21 protein-coding genes are annotated in these 19196 nt (G+C 67.4%); 16 read left to right on the top strand and 5 right to left on the bottom strand.

Annotated elements, in window-relative coordinates:
* Positions 1-5: 5 nt before the first annotated feature.
* The 14 genes from EPN31_RS15845 (at position 6) to EPN31_RS15780 (ending at position 13572) form a co-directional block, all read left to right on the top strand.
* Positions 6-614 (top strand): TetR/AcrR family transcriptional regulator, encoded by a 609-nt coding sequence (locus EPN31_RS15845; RefSeq protein ID WP_291775505.1) that lies wholly within the window; start codon positions 6-8, stop codon positions 612-614.
* On the top strand, positions 611-1036 hold the full coding sequence (locus EPN31_RS15840) for a hypothetical protein (protein ID WP_291775502.1): 426 nt from the start codon (positions 611-613) through the stop codon (positions 1034-1036). The genes EPN31_RS15845 and EPN31_RS15840 overlap by 4 nt, the downstream gene beginning before the upstream one ends.
* Before the next feature lie 26 nt (positions 1037-1062).
* On the top strand, positions 1063-2103 hold the full coding sequence (gene hlyD / locus EPN31_RS15835) for a secretion protein HlyD (protein ID WP_291775499.1): 1041 nt from the start codon (positions 1063-1065) through the stop codon (positions 2101-2103).
* A gap of 1 nt (position 2104) precedes the next feature.
* Positions 2105-3883 carry an ATP-binding cassette domain-containing protein gene (locus EPN31_RS15830; RefSeq protein ID WP_291775496.1) on the top strand — a complete coding sequence of 593 codons (1779 nt, stop codon included), beginning with the start codon at positions 2105-2107 and terminating at the stop codon, positions 3881-3883.
* The gene (locus EPN31_RS15825) at positions 3880-5046 is read left to right on the top strand and encodes an ABC transporter permease (RefSeq protein ID WP_291775493.1); all 1167 of its coding nucleotides are present in this window, start codon (positions 3880-3882) and stop codon (positions 5044-5046) included. The genes EPN31_RS15830 and EPN31_RS15825 overlap by 4 nt, the downstream gene beginning before the upstream one ends.
* A 4-nt stretch (positions 5047-5050) precedes the next feature.
* Positions 5051-6169: an ABC transporter permease gene (locus EPN31_RS15820; RefSeq protein WP_291775490.1), complete on the top strand. Its 1119-nt coding sequence runs from the start codon at positions 5051-5053 to the stop codon at positions 6167-6169.
* A complete protein-coding gene (locus tag EPN31_RS15815; protein WP_291775487.1) occupies positions 6166-7668 on the top strand; it encodes an efflux transporter outer membrane subunit in 1503 nt (500 codons plus the stop codon). The genes EPN31_RS15820 and EPN31_RS15815 overlap by 4 nt, the downstream gene beginning before the upstream one ends.
* A gap of 77 nt (positions 7669-7745) precedes the next feature.
* Entirely contained in the window at positions 7746-9158 is a 1413-nt protein-coding gene (locus EPN31_RS15810; RefSeq protein WP_291775484.1) for an MBL fold metallo-hydrolase RNA specificity domain-containing protein, read from the top strand.
* Positions 9155-10021, top strand: a complete 867-nt coding sequence (locus EPN31_RS15805) for a TIGR00730 family Rossman fold protein (RefSeq protein WP_291775481.1) — start codon at positions 9155-9157, stop codon at positions 10019-10021. Before EPN31_RS15810 ends, EPN31_RS15805 begins: the two co-directional genes overlap by 4 nt.
* Complete coding sequence (locus tag EPN31_RS15800) at positions 10018-11217, top strand: lipid A deacylase LpxR family protein (protein ID WP_291775478.1); 1200 nt, start codon at positions 10018-10020, stop codon at positions 11215-11217. The genes EPN31_RS15805 and EPN31_RS15800 overlap by 4 nt, the downstream gene beginning before the upstream one ends.
* 47 nt (positions 11218-11264) lie before the next feature.
* Entirely contained in the window at positions 11265-11738 is a 474-nt protein-coding gene (locus tag EPN31_RS15795; protein WP_367188326.1) for a cytochrome c, read from the top strand.
* Positions 11739-11767: 29 nt separating this feature from the next.
* Positions 11768-11998: a hypothetical protein gene (locus EPN31_RS15790; RefSeq protein ID WP_291775473.1), complete on the top strand. Its 231-nt coding sequence runs from the start codon at positions 11768-11770 to the stop codon at positions 11996-11998.
* Positions 11999-12175: 177 nt separating this feature from the next.
* On the top strand, positions 12176-12982 hold the full coding sequence (locus EPN31_RS15785; protein ID WP_291775469.1) for a universal stress protein: 807 nt from the start codon (positions 12176-12178) through the stop codon (positions 12980-12982).
* A 176-nt stretch (positions 12983-13158) separates the two neighbouring features.
* Positions 13159-13572 carry a universal stress protein gene (locus EPN31_RS15780; RefSeq protein WP_291775466.1) on the top strand — a complete coding sequence of 138 codons (414 nt, stop codon included), beginning with the start codon at positions 13159-13161 and terminating at the stop codon, positions 13570-13572.
* A 51-nt stretch (positions 13573-13623) separates the two neighbouring features.
* On the opposite strand, the gene mgtA is transcribed toward EPN31_RS15780, so the two are convergent.
* Positions 13624-16248: a magnesium-translocating P-type ATPase gene (gene mgtA, locus EPN31_RS15775; RefSeq protein ID WP_291775463.1), complete on the bottom strand. Its 2625-nt coding sequence runs from the start codon at positions 16246-16248 to the stop codon at positions 13624-13626.
* 294 nt (positions 16249-16542) lie between these two features.
* On the opposite strand from mgtA, the gene EPN31_RS15770 reads away from it, so the two are divergent.
* Positions 16543-17040, top strand: a complete 498-nt coding sequence (locus EPN31_RS15770) for a hypothetical protein (RefSeq protein WP_291775460.1) — start codon at positions 16543-16545, stop codon at positions 17038-17040.
* Between the two features lie 74 nt (positions 17041-17114).
* Here EPN31_RS15770 and EPN31_RS15765 read toward each other — a convergent pair whose 3' ends face one another.
* The 4 genes from EPN31_RS15765 to EPN31_RS15755 all read right to left on the bottom strand — a co-directional run bounded on the left by EPN31_RS15765 (position 17115) and on the right by EPN31_RS15755 (position 18243).
* Positions 17115-17282, bottom strand: a complete 168-nt coding sequence (locus tag EPN31_RS15765) for a DUF6868 family protein (protein ID WP_291775457.1) — start codon at positions 17280-17282, stop codon at positions 17115-17117.
* Positions 17283-17384 (bottom strand): DUF6868 family protein, encoded by a 102-nt coding sequence (locus EPN31_RS16750; RefSeq protein WP_367188325.1) that lies wholly within the window; start codon positions 17382-17384, stop codon positions 17283-17285.
* 148 nt (positions 17385-17532) lie between these two features.
* Complete coding sequence (locus EPN31_RS15760; protein WP_291775454.1) at positions 17533-17991, bottom strand: Hsp20/alpha crystallin family protein; 459 nt, start codon at positions 17989-17991, stop codon at positions 17533-17535.
* A gap of 63 nt (positions 17992-18054) precedes the next feature.
* A complete protein-coding gene (locus tag EPN31_RS15755; RefSeq protein WP_291775451.1) occupies positions 18055-18243 on the bottom strand; it encodes a hypothetical protein in 189 nt (62 codons plus the stop codon).
* Positions 18244-18325: 82 nt separating this feature from the next.
* Between EPN31_RS15755 and EPN31_RS15750 the strand changes: the two genes are divergently transcribed.
* Positions 18326-19087 (top strand): glucose 1-dehydrogenase, encoded by a 762-nt coding sequence (locus EPN31_RS15750; RefSeq protein WP_291775448.1) that lies wholly within the window; start codon positions 18326-18328, stop codon positions 19085-19087.
* Positions 19088-19196 lie beyond the last annotated feature (109 nt).

The following is a 19196-nucleotide window of genomic DNA, read 5'->3' as shown; positions in this document are numbered from 1 at the left end:
TGAACGTGACCGCACGCCCGCAACACCTATCCGCCGAAGAACGGCGCGCGGCCACGGTGCAAGCCGTGGTCGCTCTGGCGGCAGAGCAGAACCCGGCCGATATCACGACCACCGCCATTGCCGATCGCATGGGTTTGACGCAGGGCGCGCTGTTCCGCCACTTCCCCACCAAGGACGCGATCCTGGAGGCAACGATGGCCTGGGTCAGCGGGCGCCTGTTGGTCCGCCTGGACATGGCGGCCGAAGGCGCGGCGTCGCCGGTTGCGGCGCTTGAATCCATGTTCATGACGCACATCGACTTCGTAGCCAAACACCCGGGTGTGCCGCGCATGCTGTTCGGGGAGCTGCAGCGTCCCGGCGAAACGCTCGCCAAGCGGATGGTCCAGACCCTGCTTCGCCAGTACGAACAGCGCCTGCGTCGTGTGATGGAGACAGGCAGGACGCGGGGCGAGCTGGACGCGGATCTGGACGTGAGGGCTGCGGCCGTGCTGTTCATTGGCACCATCCAAGGGCTGGTCATGCAGTCGCTGCTGGCCGGCAAGGTCGGTCACATCCGAAGCGAGGCGTCCACCGTGTTCGCCATCTACCTGCGTGGCATCACGCAACGGCCATGAACCCGGCCGCCCGACCGCAGCGTACCGCCTGGGGCTGGCTGCTCTCCCTGCTGGCTATCGGCTTCGGCCTGCTCACCCTTCGGGAGGGCGGTGCAGTGCTGTTTTTCGATGGTGCAGCGCGCCGGGCCGCCGGCCACTACGTGCCTTTTGTGCTCTGGCTCAATTTCCTGGCCGGGTTCGCCTACATCATCGCAGGCGTCGGCCTGTGGCGGCGCCGGCGCTGGGCCGTCTGGCTGGCGACGGCCATCGCGGTGGCGACCGCCCTCGGGTTCCTGGCTTTCGGCGTGCATGTGCTTCTGGGTGGTGCCTGGGAGCCGCGCACGCCGGTTGCCATGACGTTGCGCATTCTGGTGTGGGTGGGCATTGCGACTCTGGCTTGGCGCCGCTCGGCAGCGGACGCGCCGGCCGGGCACGAACACTGAACCTTTTCTCCAGCGGGAACCCTGCCATGACGACTCCAACCCTCCCCGCCCCAAAAATTCGCCGGATCGCGATCGCGGTCGTCATCCTCGCGCTCGGCGGCGCGCTGGTGTTCTGGCTATCGCGCGACCACGGCAAGGAAAATACGTTGCGCCTCTACGGCAACGTCGACATCCGCGAGGTGCAACTGGCGTTCCGCCAGCCCGGCCGCGTGCTGCAGATGGCCTTCGACGAGGGCGACACGGTGCGTGCCGGTACCCGCATGGCCGCGCTGGATGCACAGCCGTATCGGGATGCCCTGGCCGCCGCGCAGGCGCAGGTACAGGTGGCGCAGGCCGAGCTGGCCAAGCTGCGCCGCGGCCTGCGTCCGCAGGAGATCACGCAGGCACGCGAAGCACTCAAGCGGGCACAGGCGCTGGCCACCGAGTCCGAACGCAACTTCCAGCGCCAAAGCGGCCTGCTGGCATCGGGCGCCAGCAGCCAACGAACGGTCGATGCCGCCCGCATGACGCGCGATCAGGCAACCGCCGGCGTCGCCGCGGCCAAGGCGGCCCTGTCGCAGGCCTCCGAAGGCTTTCGCCAGGAAGACATCGCCGCGGCCGAAGCACGCCTGGCGGCCGCCCAGGCCACCGCGGCGCAAGCCACCACGGCGTTGGCGGACACCGAACTGGTCGCGCCGAGCGACGGCACCGTGATCGCCCGCGTGCGTGAGCCCGGCAGCATGGTGGCTAGCCAGAGCACGGTCTACAGCCTGAGCCTGGACAAGCCGGTCTACGTGCGCGCCTATGTCGGCGAGCCGGACCTGGGGCGCATCGCCCCCGGCGAAGCGGTGCAGGTCAAGAGCGATTCATCGGACAAGGTCTATCGCGGCCACATCGGCTTCATCTCGCCGCGCGCCGAATTCACGCCCAAGACGGTGGAGACGACGGACCTGCGCACCGACCTCGTGTACCGGTTGCGCATCGTCGTCGATGGCGCCGACAGCGACGCCGGCCTGCGCCAGGGCATGCCGGTGACCATCACGCTCGATGCCCCGCCCGGCACGGCCACACCCACCGGGAAGCGCTGAGATGCCTGCGGGCGCTGCCATCGCCGCCACGCCGAACGGCACGGCCTTCGATACCGATGCCGCCGTCGTCATCGACGGCGTGGACAAGCATTTCGGCCAGGTGCAGGCGCTGCGCGGCCTGAGCGCACACATCCAGTATGGACGGCTGACCGGCCTGGTCGGCCCGGATGGCGCCGGCAAGACGACGCTGATGCGCATCCTGACCGGCCTACTGGTGCCCGACGCCGGTCGCGTCACCCTGGCCGGCTTCGACGTGGTCAGGGACAACGACGCCATCCACGTCGCCAGCGGCTACATGCCGCAGCGCTTCGGCCTGTACGAAGACCTGTCGGTGATGGAGAACATGCGCCTGTACGCACGGTTGCGTGGCATGGACGCCAACCGCAACGCCGAGCTGTTTGCCGAGCTGCTCGACTTCACCCGGCTTGGCCCCTTCACCGAGCGCCTCGCCGGCAAGCTCTCCGGCGGCATGAAGCAGAAGCTCGGCCTGGCCTGCGCACTGATGGCGCGGCCCAAGGTGCTGCTGCTGGACGAGCCCGGCGTGGGCGTCGACCCGGTCAGCCGCCAGGATCTGTGGCGAATGGTGCAGGCGCTGACCGACGAGGGCATGGCCGTGGTCTGGTCCACCGCCTATCTCGACGAGGCCGAGCGCTGCGAAAGCGTGCTGCTGCTCAACCAGGGCAAGCTGCTGTTCGACGGGCCGCCGCAAGAGTTGACCGCGCAGCTCGAAGGCCGCAGCTTCCGCCTGGAGAACGTCGGCGCCGAGCGCCGGGCAATCCTGACCGAGGCGCTCGATCTGCCCAGCGTGAGCGATGGCGTGATCCAGGGCGCCGGCGTGCGCGTGGTGCTGCGCGCGGGTGCCGACACGGCACCGGTGCAGGCCCTGGCCGATCGGGCGCGGGTGGCGCTGACGCCGGTGCCGGCGCGCTTCGAGGACGCCTTCATCGACCTGCTCGGCGGCGGCCCCGGCGGCACTTCCACGTTGGCCGAGCGGCTGGCGCCGGTCGAGCTGGGCTCGGACATTGCCGTGTCGTGCCGCGACCTCACCAAGCGCTTCGGCGAATTCACCGCCACCGACAGCGTCAGCTTCGAGGTGCGCAAGGGCGAAATCTTCGGCCTGCTCGGCCCCAACGGCGCCGGCAAGTCCACCACCTTCAAGATGCTGTGCGGCCTGCTCAAACCCACGGCGGGCGAGGCGCATGTGGTGGGGCTCGACCTGCGCCGCGCCACCGGTGCGGCCAAGAGCCGGCTCGGCTACATGGCGCAGAAGTTCTCGCTCTACGGCCTGCTGTCGGTGCAGCAGAACCTCGAGTTCTCGGCTGGGGTCTACGGGCTGGAAGGCGATACTCGGCGCGAGCGCATCGCCGAGATGATCGAAACCTTCGACCTCGGCGGCTGGCTGGCCGCCACGCCCGACTCGCTTCCGCTCGGGCACAAGCAGCGCCTGGCACTGGCCTGCTCGCTGATGCACCGCCCGCCGGTGCTGTTCCTGGACGAGCCCACTTCAGGGGTGGATCCCATCACCCGGCGCGAGTTCTGGACCCACATCAACGGACTTGCGCGCAAGGGCGTAACCATCATGGTCACCACCCACTTCATGGACGAGGCCGAATACTGCGACCGCGTTGCCATGCTCTCGCGCGCGCGGCTGATTGCGCTGGACACGCCCGACGCGCTCAAGCGCATGACGGCGAGCCCGCAAAAGCCCGATCCGACCATGGAGGACGCCTTCATCCACCTGGTCGAGTCGGCCGCGCGCGAGATGGAGGCCGCCCCATGAACGCTCCCATGAAGCACCAGGGCGGCGGCCCGCAGCAGCCCGACCTGCGCGGCTTCAACCTGCGGCGCCTGATGGCCCTGGTCACCAAGGAAAGCCACCAGGCGCTGCGCGATCCCTCGACGCTGCTGATCGCCTTCGTGCTGCCGGTGGTGTTGCTGCTGCTGTTCGCCTATGCGGTGTCGCTGGATGCCAGGGACGTCCGCGTCAGCGTGGTGCTCGAATCCCCCGGCGCCTCGGCGCAGTCGCTGGCCGCCGCGTTTTCCGGTACCCGCTTTCTGCAGGTGGAGTTCGCCCATGACCGGCGCGAAGTGGCCGACAAGCTGGTGTCCGGTGCCCTGCGCGGCTACGTGGTGATTCCGCAGGATTTCGAGCAGCGCCTGGCGCAGCGCGGCAGCGAGCCGCTGGTGCAGATCATCACCGACGGCTCCTACCCCAACACCGCCAACTACGTCGAGAACTACGCCCGCGGCGTGGTGCAGACCTGGCGTGCCGGGCTGGGTGTTGCGGCGCCGCCCCAGTCCGTCGTGCTGGAGCCGCGCTACTGGTTCAACCCCGAGCTGGAAAGCCGCCGCGCGCTGATCCCCGGCGCGATCGCCATCGTCATGACCATCATCGGCACCATGCTCACCGCGCTGGTCGTGGCGCGCGAATGGGAGCGCGGCACCATGGAGGCGGTGCTGTCCACGCCTGCTTCGATCGCCGAGATCCTGATCGGCAAGCTGCTGCCGTACTTCGTGCTCGGCATGCTGTCCACGCTGGTCGCGGCGGGGTTGGCCGTATTCGTGTTCGGCGTGCCGATGCGAGGCTCGCTGGCCGCGCTGCTGCTGCTGTCGGCGGTGTTCATGGTGCCGGCGCTGGGCCAGGGTCTGCTGATTTCCTCGCTGGCACGCAACCAGTTCCTGGCAGCGCAGATCGCGCTGTTCACCGGTTTCCTGCCGGCCTTCATGTTGTCGGGCTTTCTGTACGAGATCGACGCCATGCCGGCGCCGATCCGCGCCATCACCCGGGTGGTTCCGGCGCGCTATTTCGTCGATTCGCTCAAGACCGTGTTCCTGGCCGGCGACGTCTGGGCGGTGTTCCTGCCCAACCTGGCGGCGATGGCCGCGATCGGCGCGCTGTTCTTCGTGATCGCCAAGCGCGCCACGCGCAAGAACCTGGAGTGAACCCATGTCGACCGCCGCCTTCTCGTTCACCCGCCTGCGCGCCCAGTTCATCAAGGAAGTACTCAGCGTCCTGCGCGACCCGCGCAGCCGCATGGTGGTGTTCGTGCCGCCGATCCTGCAGCTTTTGGTGTTCGCCTTTGCCGCGACCCTCGATGTGCGCAACGTCGATATCGCCGTCTACAACCAGGACGCGGGCCGCTGGTCGCACGAGCTGGTGCAGCGGCTGGAAAGTGCCCAGTTCATCTCCCAAGTACGACGCATCGACAACCGGCAGCAATTGCACGAGCTGATCAACCGTGGCGAGGTGATCGCGGCGCTGGCCATTCCCGCCGATTTCTCGCGCACGATCGCTGCCGGCGGGAGCGGCCACGCGCAGGTGCTGGTCGATGGCCGGCGCAGCAATTCGGGGCAGATCACGGTGTCCTACCTGTCGACCATCGCCGCCGATGTCGGCGCCGAGGTGGTGCCCGATGCACGGGCACCCTCGCCCGTGCTGGTGCGCCACTGGTTCAATCCGAACCTGGTCTACCGCTGGTACATCGTGCCCGGCCTGACCGGCATCCTGGCGTTGTTCAGCTCGCTCTTGATCACCTCGTTGTCGATTGCGCGCGAACGGGAGCTCGGCACCTTCGACCAGTTGCTGGTCTCGCCCACCTCGACGCCGGAAATCATCATTTCCAAATCCCTGCCGGCGCTGGCCATCGGCACGCTGCTGGGCCTGTTCATGATCGGCGCGGGCGTGTTCCTGTTTGGCATCCCGTTCACCGGCTCGTTCGCCCTGCTGCTCGCGAGCCTCGTGCTGTTCATCCTGTCGGTGGTCGGCATCGGCCTGATGATTTCCGCGGTCAGCATGACGCAGCAGCAGGCCATCCTCGGCGCATTTGCCATCGGCGTGCCGGCGGTGCTGATGTCCGGCTTTGCGACGCCGGTGGAGAACATGCCCGTCGTTTTCCAATGGCTGGCACAGGCCATTCCGCTGACCCACTTCCTGGTCATCGTCGAGGGCAGCTTTTTGAAGGCCATGCCGCCCGGCGAGATCCTCGCCAGCCTGTGGCCGCTGGCGGTCATTGCCCTCACCACGCTGACCATGGCCACCGTATTCGTCCGAGGACGCCTGCAATGAAACCCGAGCCCGCCATCTCCGTCCTGCGTGCAGCCGGCACCGGCATGACCTCCGGGCACAAGCGCACGCTCGCGTTGGCCCTGTCCGGCCTGCTGCTGACCGCCTGCGCGGCCGTCGGCCCCGATTACCGCAAACCGCCACCGGTCGACCTCGGCAGCGGCTGGACCTTGCCGTCGGCCGGCAACGCCCGGCCCGCAGACCTGAGCCATTGGTGGTCGACCCTGGACGATCCCACCCTGGATCGCCTGGTGGCCACGGCGCTGGCCCAGAACCTGGACCTGCGCCAGGCCGCGGCCCGCATCGACGAGGCACGCGCGCTGCGCGATCGGGTGGCCGGCGCGGCCTTGCCGACCGTGGGTGTCGGCGCCAGCGTCAACCGGCGCGGGCAAAGCCGGAACGGCCCCTTGCCCGTCGGCAAGATCCCCGGCCTGGACGCCACGCAGACCATCTACGACGCGGGCTTCGACGCAGCCTGGGAGGCCGACCTGTTCGGCGCCAAACGGCGCGCCCTGGAAGGCGCCAGTGCCCGCCTGCAGGCGACCGAGGCCGAGGCGCAGGGCGTGCGCATGCGCATCGTGGCCGAGGTCGCGCGCACCTGGTTCACCGCCGTCGGCGCCCGCTCCGAATTGCACGCACAACAGGCCACGCTGGACACCTTGCAGCAGACCCTGGAACTGGTGCGCCAGCGGCAAGCGCTGGGCGACGCGTCGGCGGCCGACGTGGAAACCGTGTACGCCCAATGGGCCGCGGCGAACGCACTCCTGCCGGATATCGAGGCGCGCCAGCGTGCCGCCGTCCTCGGCCTGGGCGTGCTGCTGGGTGCCCCGCCGGAGCGGGAGCTCGCCTTGCTGGACGGCCCGCTGACACCCGGCACCCTGCCGGCGCTGCCGGTGGGCGAGCGCGCCGACATCCTGCGCCGGCGCCCCGACGTGCTGGCGGCGGAACGGCGTCTGGCGGCCAGTTCCGCCGACGTGGGCGTGGCCACGGCCGAGCTGTTTCCCAAGCTCTCCATCGGTGTCGGCGGCGGGTTCCAGGCGTTGAGCGCGGGCGATTGGTTCGATGCCTCCAGCTCGCGCTTTTCCATCCTGCCGATGATTTCCTGGCGTCTGTTCGACGGCGGCCGCGTGCGCGCCGAAATCCGCGCACGCGAGGCCGGGCAGCGGCAGGCCGCGCTCGCATACGAGCAGGCCGTGCTGGCCGCGCTGGGCGACGCCGAGCGCGCGCTGGGCGACTACCGCGGCGGGCTGGAGACCCTGAAGCGCCGCGGCATGGCACTGGATGCTGCGCGCACGAGCTACGGTCACGCCAAGGCACGCTACGCGGCGGGCGACATCGCCCTGGTCGAACTGCTGGCCGCCCAGCGCAGCCTGGACGAGGCCGAGTTCGCCACCGCACGCGCGCATACCAACGCGGCCGTGCAACTGGTGGCGCTGTACAAGGCGCTGGGCGGCGGCTGGGACCCGTCCGCCGCCGCCTCCGTCGCGGCTTCTACCCCCTGACGCGCCACGATGAAACCGCCACGCACCACGGCCTGGGCACCGGCCCAATACAGCAGACGATGCGGGAGTGAACATCCATGAAACTGAGCTTCCTGGGTGCAGCACGCGAGGTCACCGGATCGTGCTTTCTGGTGGAAACGGCCGACCTGCGCTTTCTGGTCGATTGCGGCATGGTCCAGGGTGGGCGCGCGGCGGCGGTGCGCAACCGCGAACCCTTCCCGTTCGATCCGGCGTCCATCGATTTCGTGCTGCTGACCCACGCCCACATCGACCACAGCGGGCTGCTGCCCAAGCTCACGCGGGCAGGCTTCAAGGGGCCCATCTACGCCACGCCGGCGACCGTCGATCTGGTCGGGGTGATGCTGCCCGACAGCGCCCACATCCAGGAGGGCGATGCGCAACGGGAGGCCAGGCGGTCCCAAGCGAAAACCGTGGCGCCCCCCGTGTACACCTTGCAGGATGCACGCGAGTGCCTGCGGCAGATGCGAGGCATCGCCCATGACCGCGAGTTCGCCCCTGGCGTCGGGGTGCGGGTGCGCTTTCGCGATGCTGGGCACATCCTCGGCTCGGCCATCATCGAGGTCTGGGCCACCGAACGCGGCAAGCCGACGAAGCTCGTGTTCAGCGGCGATCTGGGCCAGCCGGGACGCCCCATCCTGCGCGATCCGACACCCATCGCGGACGCCGACATCCTGGTCATCGAATCCACCTACGGCGATCGCCTGCACGAGGATTTCCTGGCGACCGAAGAGGACATGGTCCGCATCGTCGAGGAAACCCTGTTCGCGCGTGGTGGCAACGTCATCGTGCCGGCCTTCGCGGTCGGCCGTACCCAGGAGGTGCTCTACCACCTGCACCGGCTCACCCGCGAGGGGCGACTGCGCCAGCTCAAGGTGTTCGTGGACTCACCGATGGCCACCGAGGCCACGCGCATCACGCGCGAGCATCTGGAGCTGTTCGATGAACAGGCCCGGCAGCTGGCCGAATGGCACGCGCGCGGCGAGGATCTCCCGTATCTGCACTTCACGGGAAGTGTCGAGGAGTCGATGGCGCTAAACCGGATCCGCTCCGGGGCCATCATCATTTCCGCCAGCGGCATGTGCGACGCAGGGCGCATCCGGCACCATCTGCGCCACAACCTGCCACGCCGCGAATGCAGCGTGCTGTTTTCCGGTTTCCAGGCGCAGGGCACGTTGGGCCGGCGCCTGATCGAGGGCGCCGAGCGGGTGCGCCTGTTCGGCGAGGACATCCCGGTACGGGCCGCGATCCACAACGTGGGCGGCCTCTCGGCGCATGCCGACCAAAAGGCGCTGCTGGACTGGGCGCGGGGTTTCGCCCAGGCCCCCGCACGAACCTTCGTGGTGCATGGGGAACCGCCCACCGCGCAGACCTTCGCCGAACTCCTGCAGCGGCAACTCGGCTGGCAGGTCACGGTGCCCGAACCGGGCTACGCGCTGCGCTGGCCGGATGTTCCGGAGCACGGGCGATGAAACCGGAAAGCGGTTCCGCCGAGCGTTTGCGCGCGATCCTCGAGTCGCCGACGTACCGCCTCGCCTACGAAGATGCCGACCTGCTTGGCCAGGATGAGCTGCGCCCCCTGCGGCTGCAGCTTGAACTGCTCAAACCCGAGCGCACCCTGCATGCGCAGGGCATCCGGTCGACGGTGGTGGTGTTCGGCAGCGCGCGCGTGAGCGATGCCGACACCGCTGCCGCCCGCTTCGGTGCGCTGGAGCAGCGGGCACTCGCGGCGCCCGGGGATGCCGGGCTGCAGCAGGAGCTCGCCCGCGCCCGGCGCCGGGTCGAACAGGCACGCCACTACGAGCAGGCACGGCGCTTCGCGAGCCTGATCTCGACGCGCTTCCAGCAGCAGGGTCGCGCCGATTTCGTCGTCGTCACGGGCGGCGGCTCCGGCATCATGGCGGCCGCCAACCGCGGCGCCTTCGAGGCTGGCGCGCGCTCGATTGGCCTGAACATCACGCTGCCGCACGAACAGGTTCCCAACCCCTACATGAGCCCGGAACTAGCGTTCCGCTTCCACTATTTCGCGCTGCGCAAGATGCATTTCCTGCTGCACGCGAAGGGGCTGGTGACTTTCCCCGGCGGCTACGGAACGCTCGACGAGCTGTTCGAGGTGCTGACCCTGATCCAGACCGGAAAGATGCAGCGGATTCCGGTGGTGCTGGTCGGGCGCGCGTTCTGGCAACGCGCGGTCGATTTCGATCTGCTGCTCGACGAAGGCTACATCTCTCCATCCGATCTCGACTTGTTCACCTGCGTGGACGAAGCCGAGGAAATCGTCAGTGCCCTCGAACGCTTTCATGGCGGCGTAGAAGCAGGTGACGCGCCAGCATGATGCGTGACGACGCACCTCATCGGAGTTTGCGCAGCACAAAAGCCCGGCCGCCGCTGTGGTTTCTTGCGTTGTGGGCTGCCGGCGCGTTGCTCAGCCCAATTTCTGCTCTCGGTTCCGACTCCCCGGTCGCTTCAGACCCCCACCCGTGCCTGCCAGAGCAATCGCTGCGCTGGCGGGGTGGCACCCTGCGCCTGGAAAACGACTTGTTCACCGGCACCGATCGCAATTACACCAATGGCGTGGCGCTGACGGCCGTCTCGCACGATCTGCGAGGCGCACTCCGTCACGAGTGCCTGCCCCGGCCGATCGGCTGGTACGCCCGCTTCATCGGCTGGGCCGACCCGGACTTTTGGCGCGATGCCGGCGTCCGGTCATCGTCGCAGAATCTCGTCGTGCGTTTTGGTCAGGCCATGTACACGCCAGGGGACAGGACCCGCACCGAAGTGATTCCGGATGACCGGCCATATGCCGGATTGCTCTACATGGGGCTGGCGTGGAATCGCCGTATCCATCCACGAGCCGCCGGTTACGAAATGCTGGACGTGCGTGAGCTGACCCTGGGCGTGATCGGCCCCTGGTCACTGGCCGAACAGTCCCAGAACTTGGTGCACCGGGTGCGCGGCATCGAGCGCTTTCAGGGCTGGAACAATCAGTTGCGCAACGAACCGGCGTTCCAGATCGCCATGGAACGCAAGTTCAAGCCGTACGCGGAAGGCACCGTCCGTCCCGGATGGAGCAGTGACGCGATCGGCAGTTATGCCCTGCGGGTCGGAAACATCGAAACCTCCGCCAGCACCGGCGTGGAATTGCGTGCGGGCTGGAACATCCCGAACGACTTCGGCAGCTATCCGATCCGCCCTGGTGCGGAAAACCGTCCGCCCTCGGGTGATGCCGGCCTGCGCACGACACGGCCGCAATCGGCGCGGGCGCCTAAACCCGGGGCGCATGCCTTCTTGAACCTGGAGGCAAGCGCCGTCGCCTGGGATTTCTCGCTCGACGGAAACATGTTCCGGAGCAGCCACCGCGTCAGCCGGCGGCCGTGGGTCGCACAGGCAGCGCTGGGCATCAGCAGCCAATGGATCGTTGCCGGACGTGGCATGCGGCTCGCCGTGATGCGCGTCTGGAGAACCCGTGAATTCGACCAGCAGGCAGGCCGCCATGGGTTCGGATCGATTTCCCTGAGCCTCGAGTTCTGAGCCCCGCAACCATTCGCCGCCCACAGGGCCGCTCATCAACGTCCGCCATGGAGAAACCCGTGAGCCACTTTCCGCCTCCCCACCCGTTTTCCACGATCGCCTTGTTGGCAGCCTTGGTGGTCACCTCCACCGGGCTGGGTGCGCAATCCATCGAGGCCGCAAACCCGATGGTCCTTCGCAGCGTGATGCAAGGGATGGGGCGCGACATGCAAGCCGTCACCGGTGCGATCTCCAGCGAGGACTGGGCCCTGGTTGCCGAGTTGGCGCCAAAGATCGCCAAGCATGCCGAACCGCCCTTGTCGGAAAAAATGCGCATCCTTGCCTGGCTTGGAGCAGACGCCGGAAAGTTTCGGGTTTTTGATGGCCAGGTGCACGATGCCGCCAACGCCATGGGCGAGGCTGCAAAACGGAAGGACGGTCAAGCCGTCATTGCGGCTTTCTCCAGGACCCAGCAAAGCTGCCTGGCTTGCCACCAGGGTTTCCGCCATTCGTTCGTGGACAAGTTTTATGGTGGACGCTAGCTGGCGACGTGTCTGACCCGCAGTACCACGTGGAACTGGTCAAGGAGACAAAAGAAACCTGTGGACGCCTGGACATCGCGGTCAACAACGCCGGCATCAGCCATGAGTTCCTTCCGGCGGGCGAGATCCCGCTCGAGGTGCGAGGCCGGGTGATCCACATCAACCACCGGGGTGGCAGGCGCACCAAGGGATGCAAGGCCGGCCATGCATGGCTGGTCCCGCCCTCTGATGCGCTGATGCCAACGAGCTGCGCGAGATGATCGGATTTGCCAGCCGGCGGCCGATGGAGCTGGCGGTCGAAGCGGATGAGACCCAATCCGCCTGGGTGGCAGCGGGCGGGTGCTGTGGCAGGCGCGCAGCCGATTGACCCATATCAACCTGACGGCCGCCTGCTGGCTTGTAATGCCGAGACGCAGGATCAGCCCCCGGGGAATGCCATGCTCGAGTTCATTGTCGACATCGATCCGGAGCACGACGACGTTGCGTTGCTGCGTTTCGCCTTCGCCCTCGCCCGCCAGCACGGCGCGCATCTCACCGGCCTGCAGGCCGTAACGCTCAGCACGGCTGAAGTCATGGTGATGCCGGATGCCATGCTCGTGCTGGAGGAACGGGAACAGGCGGCGCGGGGCCGCCGCGACTGGTGGCGCGAGTTGTGCCGGAGGCACGGCGTCGAGGGGAGTTGGGAAGCGCATCGCGGTCTCCACGAGGCGGTGCTGTCCCGACGCGCCAGCCTTGCCGACCTCGTGCTGGGGCGCTTGGCGCGTGAAGCCGCCCGCCTGACATCCGGCCTGAATCCGCTGGGTCGCGTACTGTCCACCGAAGCGGCGCCGATGCTGCTCGTGCCCGATCAGTGGCCGGGCGAGAACGGCGTGCACAAGGTGACGATCGCCTGGAACGGCTCTACCGAGGCGGCGCGCGCAGTGCGCGCGGCGGCTCCGCTGCTGCTGCGCGCCGACGAGATCGTGGTGCTGGATGGTGTATCGCGCATCCAGGCAAACGAGCGGCGGATCCGGCTGGCGCTTGACCGCTGGCTGGAACGGCACGCGCTACGGGCGCAATGGGAAACCCTCGACGAAGAGGACGACAACGGGCAATCCATCCACGACCGTGCGCGCGGCCATGGCGCCGATCTGCTGGTAATGGGCGCGTGGGGCCATTCGCGCATGAACGAGTGGCTGCTCGGCGGCGTCACGCGGCATCTGCTCCAGCACAGCGAAATGCCGCTGCTGGTGGTGGAGGCGTGAACCTGCGGCATCTTCTTCGCTGCCTGCGTCGCGCAGCCGGAAAGCGCGCGATATACCCGGCACCACCGGTGCCCGTCGTTGGCCGAAAGCTGACCGCCCGTTGATGCAGGTCAACATCGCGCAGCGACCGTTCCGCTTTGCTGGCACCATGACATCCGCCGCGCGGAGGCGTACGCATGAAAATACTGCTGCCCGTGGACGGGAGCGCCAGCTGCACGCGTGCCGTCCGTTACCTGGCCAGGCACTGGCCTGCCGATGCCGTTGTAACCCTGCTCAACGTGGACCTGCCGCTGCGCAAGTCGATCGCCGGGCGGCTGGATGTCGACAGCGTTGCGCAATTTCACCGCGACAGCGGTAACGCCGCGCTCAAACCGGCCAGGCGCGAACTGACCAAGGCGGGGCATGTGTTCGACGAGTGCCTGCTCGTGGGCGATCCGGGAACCGAAATCGTGCAGTTTGCACGGCGCGGTCGCTACGACTTGATCGTGATGGGTTCACACGGCCGCGGCGTACTGAAGAGCCTGTTCCTCGGCTCCGTGGTGACGAAGGTGCTGGCCGGTTCGAAGGTGCCGGTGCTCGTCGTGCGTTGACGCAGGCGCCCACGCGAGCGGGCGCCTGAAAGCCGGCCGTTTCCGGGCCGCTTAGGCCGGTGACTTGGCCGGTACCGGGGCGGGCCCCGCTCCGGCCACGCCGCCCATGAAGCGGCGCTTCACCAGCTCGACCAGCACCAGGTACGTCGCCGTGGCTGCCAACAGGAACACGAAGAAGGCCGGCGGCAGCGGGACGAAACCCAGATCCGCGGCCAGCGGCGTCGCCGGAATCACGAGGCCGACCACCACCGCGGCCACCACGCTGGCGATCAGCCCGTTGCTCGGCCGGCTGCGCAAGGGGTTGCCGGCGGTGCGGATCACGAACAGCACCAGCGTTTGCGTGGCCAGCGATTCCACGAACCAGCCGGTGTGGAACTCCGCCGGCGAGGCGTGCAGCCACACCAGCAAGGCGTAGAAGGTGAGGAAGTCGTACAGCGAGCTGATCGGCCCCACGCCCAGCATGAATCGGCGGATCAGGCCGATGCTCCAGCGGCGCGGCGCGGCCAGTTGCGAGGCATCCACGTTGTCGCCCGGAATGGTGATCTGCGCCAGGTCGTAGAGAAAATTGTTGAGCAGGATCTGGGTGGGCAGCATCGGCAGGAACGGCAGCACCAGAGCCGCCACCGCCATGCTGAGCATGTTGCCGAAGTTGGAGCTGGTTCCCATCAGCAGGTACTTGGTCACGTTGGCGAACGCGATGCGGCCCTCGATCACCCCGGCATGCAGCGCTCCGAGGTCACGCTCACCCAGCACGATGTCGGCCGCATCGCGCGCCACGTCCACGGCGTTCATCACCGAGATGCCGACGTCGGCGGCGTGCAATGAAGGGGCGTCGTTGATGCCGTCGCCAAGGAAGCCCACCACGGCGCCGCGGGATTTCAGCGCCAGCACGATCCGGTGTTTCTGCGCGGGGCTGACCCGTGCGAAGACGCTGACGCGCGCAGCCATGGCGCTCAGGGCATCCTGGTCGAGCGCATCGAGCTGCGCGCCCGTGAACACTTCGCGCGTATCCAGCCCGACCTCTTCGCAAACATGCCGGACGACGAGCTCGTTGTCGCCGGACAGGATCTTCACCGTCACCCCGTCGCGGGCGAGCGTTGCCAGGGAATCCGCCACCCCGGGCAGCACGGGATCGGCGAACGCGACGAAACCGGCGAGCACCATCCCGGCTTCGTCTGCCGCCGTGTAGCGCGGCTGTCGTTCGACCTTGCGCCAGGCGATGGCCAGGGCGCGTTGCCCTTGCCGGCCGAACGCGTCGCAGGTGCGCTTGATAGCGGCGGACGCGCCGGTGTCCAAGGGATGCAGCGCACCGTCCTTTTCGTATTGCGTGCATTGCGCGAGCACCGATTCCGGCGCGCCCTTGGCAATCAACAGGATTTCGCCATCGTGTTCGATCACCACACCAAGGCGGCGGCGCTCGAAATCGAACGGGATTTCGTCGATTTTCCGAACGGCGCCCGGCGGCAATGCGCATCGTTTCAGGATCGCCTCGTCCAACGGGCTGTGGATGCCGCTCTGGAATGCGCTGTTGAGGCGTGCAAGGAATCCGGTGTGTCCGGACGGCGCGCCAAGTGGATCGGTCATGGCCGCAACATTGGTTTCGCTGCGCGTGAGCGTGCCGGTCTTGTCGCTCAGCAGCACGGTCATGCTGCCGAAATCCTCGATGGCGGCGAGATGCTTCACCACTACGCGGTGGCGCGCCATGCGCACCGCGCCGCGTGCCAACGTGACGGTGGTAATCATCGGCATGAACTCGGGGGTCAACCCCACGGCCAATGCCAGCGCGAACAGCAAGGTCTGCAGCATCGGCCGGTGCAGCACGATGCCGGCCAGCACCACGACCAGCACCAGCGCGAACACGGTGCGCATGATGAGCCGCGCAAACCCGGCCAGGCCGCGCTCGAATTCGGTGGGTGGCGGACGCTCCGACAAGCGTGCCGCGACATCGCCGAACGCAGTGTCCCTGCCGGTGGCGAACACGATGGCGGTGGCCGTGCCCGCGACCACCGAGGTGCCGAGAAACACCAGGTGCTGCGCATCGGCGTCGGTGCCTTGCGGGCGCTCGCAGGCGAGCTTTTGCGCCGGCAGGGATTCGCCCGTCAGGGCCGACTGCTGCACGTGCAGATCCCGGGTTTCAAGCAGACGCGCGTCCGCAGGTATCCGGTCGCCCGCAGCGAGGCGGATCAGGTCGCCCGGCACCAGTTCCCGGCGCGGCACTTCCCGCCAGGTGCCGTCACGGCAAACGCTGGCCGTAGGGGCGATCTCTGCGCGCAACCGCTCGGATGCACGTTGCGAGCGGTAGCTCAGCGCAAAATTGAGCGCCACGCTGAGCAGGACCATGACCAGGATGATGGTCGCCCCCACGGGGTCGCCGAGGGTTCCCGAAATCACTGCCGCGGCGAGCAGCATCAGGACCAGGGGATCGCCCAGCAGCCCGAGCAATGTCCGAATGTACCGGGTACGTCCGTCGGTCCGTGTCTCGTTGGGCCCGTACGTGGAAAGGCGACGCCTGGACTCGGCGTCGGCCAACCCGTTCGAAGTGCTGTTGAGCAGCTCGAACAGCGATTCGAGGGATGCCAGCCGTGGGTCCGCGGCTGGCTCGGTCGGGTGCGGGGTTTCGCTCATGACGAGGCGAACATTGCCTCCGCCTCCCCTGCCGATATTGATCGCGATCAACCGGAATCGAACCCGGTGGCATGCACCGCGGAAACTCTTTTCTGCCGGTCGCCGCGCAGTCGGAAAAGTATCTTTCCAACCAGGGAGTGATGCAGCAATGGCATTGGTTCTGGTCGATCAATTCACCATAGTCCCGGCAATCATTTCACTCATGTCATGGCTTGCGTCTTTGGCATCAAACGCGGCATGGGCGATCGACAAAACGTTGATTGGGATCAACAAGTGCTTGCCGGCCCGATTTACGGTGAAATGCGCCCCCGGTCGGCGCCATTTCCTTCCGCACAGGAGTCGGTCATGAAAAAGATTGCGCAGTTGCTGCTTGCTTCCGCCGCCATGGTGGCGCTGTTGCCGATTGCCTCGGCCGCCGACCGTGACTTGGAGTGCAGTCTCAAATTCAATTCGAAGCAATGGTCGGCGCTATATTCCAGCGCGGTCGGGGAAGGCATCGTGACTTGCAAGGACGGCTCGTCGATGCCGGTTGCCATCCGCGCAAAAGGCATTGGCATCACTGCCGGGAAATGGAAGATCACCGACGGCAAGGGCACCTTCACCCACGTCGCCAGGATCGAGGATGTGCTGGGCAGCTATCTGGCGGTCAGTGGCGACGTTGGCGTGGCCAAGGCGGGCACGGCCCAGGCGCTGACCAAGGGCAAGGTATCGCTGGTGCTTGCCGGCAAGGGCAAGGGCTTCGATGTCGGTGTCGCGATCAGCAGTTTCCGGATCAGCCAGCCCGGCATGAAAGCAGGCAAGCCCGGCGCCGCGGCCCCCAGGCCGGCGGACGAGGTGAAGTAGACGGCCTGCCCCGCGGGTGCGACCGATGAGGGTCAGGTGCGGACAGGCCGATCCGCGTCGGCGACGGGGTCGCGTCACGGCGGCAGTCGGCGCAGCCAGTTGCCACGTGCAAGCCAGAGGGCCAACCGGGGGACGAGGTTGAACAGCAGGATGCCGATCTCGTAGATCGCCATGCCGCCGTAATGCACGGCGTCGAAAGTCTCGTTCGAAATCCTGAACCAGCGGCTGTGCAATCGGTACATTCAGCTCCGCGCGAAGATGAAGGCACCCGACCAGATCAGCAAGGCGGCGTAGTTGAGGCATACGCACCAGAGCAGGACCTCCCGTATCAGGGTCATGGTCATGGCGCGGCTCCACAGGTGGAACGTGGATGGGTCGCGGCCGGCCCGGGGCGCGCCGATCCGTGCTGCCCTCGGCATGCGTCGCGCCGCCGAGGGCCATTTCCCCGCTCGCCGGTCGTTTCCGATGGCCGGCGAGCGGACAGGAGCACACTCAGCTGACCGCCAGTTTGCGGGCGCTGCCGTTCGCTTTCTTCGGCAACGTCAGCATGAGCACGCCGTTCTCGTAGTGTGCTTCGGCCTTGCCGCTGTCCACTTCGGTGGGCAGGCTGAACGAGCGGTAGAACTGTCCGTAATAGCGCTCCGTGTAGAGGTCGCGCTCGTTTTCCTTGTCCTTGTCCTTGTTGCTCTCACGCTTGGCCTCGGCGGTGATGGACACCAGGTTGCCATCGACGGACACGTCGATGGCGTCCTTCTCCACGCCGGGGATTTCCGCCTTGACCGTGTAGGCCTGGTCGTTTTCCACCACGTCGATGCGCATCTCCGGCGCTTCCAGCTCCTGCTGCCAGCGCGGGCGCAGGCCGAAATCATGGAACAGGTCCTCGAACATGGGTGGGCGGGATTCAAGCCGGCTCAGCGGCTTGAAGGGATTCCAGTGGACAAGATTGGCCATGGCATGGGTCCTCATGGAGGGAGTTGGGGAGACTCGCGCATTACGTGCGGGTCATCGCCCAACCTAGGCGCCGCGTATCGGGGAACGGTGATCCAGATCAACGTCGTGCGTGATCATCGCCGGGGCCCCGGGATGCGTCGCTGACGATCGCCCGTTGCCCGGCGCTGTCTGCGCCCAGGCAAAAGCCACCACCCGCATGATGTGGTGCACCACGTCATCGAGCATGCCGACATGCCGGTATTGCCGCGGCATTGACAATCGTCAACAAGCGGCTGGCGGCCGGGGCGCACCCTCGGCTCGACACCGCAAGCCCGACATTGCAAGGGAGAAGCCCGTGGACCGGCTCAATGGCAAAGTCGCCCTGGTTACCGGGGGCGCCCAAGGCATCGGCGCCGCCTGTGTGCAGCGCATGGTGGAAGCTGGCGCGCGCGTCGCCATCGTCGACGTGCTCGACGCCGCCGGGCAAGCGCTCGAACGCCAGTTGGGCGAACGCACCTGCTACCTGCATGCCGACGTGTCCGTCGAGGCCGAAGTGGCGCGGGCGGTGCAAGCCACCGTCGCCCGTTTCGGCCGTCTGGACGTGATGGTCAACAACGCCGGCATCTCCGGCGCCAACAAGCCCACCCACGAGCTGACCGAAGCCGAGTGGGACCGCGTGCAGGCCATCAACGTGAAGGGCGTGTTTTTCTGCACCAAGCACGCCATCGGCCCGATGCGCGCCGCCGGCGGCGGCAGCATCATCAACCTGTCGTCCATCTACGGCCTGGTCGGCGCGCCGGATGTACCGCCCTATCACGCGTCCAAAGGCGCCGTGCGCTTGATGAGCAAGACCGACGCGTTGCTGTATGCCGCCGACCGCATCCGGGTGAACTCGATCCACCCCGGTTTCATTTGGACGCCGATGGTGGAGCACCACCTCACCACGCTTCACGGCGACGCCGCGGCGCACCAGCGCGAGTTGGCGGCGCTGCATCCGCTCGGCCACCTGGGCGAGGCGGACGACATCGCCTGGGGCGTGGTCTACCTGGCCTCGGAGGAGGCGAAGTTCGTCACTGGCAGCGAACTGGTGATCGACGGAGGCTACAGCTGCCGGTAGCCGCCATCCCGAGGAGAAACGACCCATGTTCAAGCGCATCCTGCTTTCCACCGACGGTTCCGACTTGTCCCTGCATGGCGTGAAGCTGGGCATCGAGTTGGCCAAGTCC

Origin of the sequence: Castellaniella sp. (assembly GCF_004321985.1) — a bacterium.
Lineage (GTDB): Bacteria > Pseudomonadota > Gammaproteobacteria > Burkholderiales > Burkholderiaceae_B > Castellaniella.
This window is presented reverse-complemented; position numbering and strand designations above follow the sequence as displayed.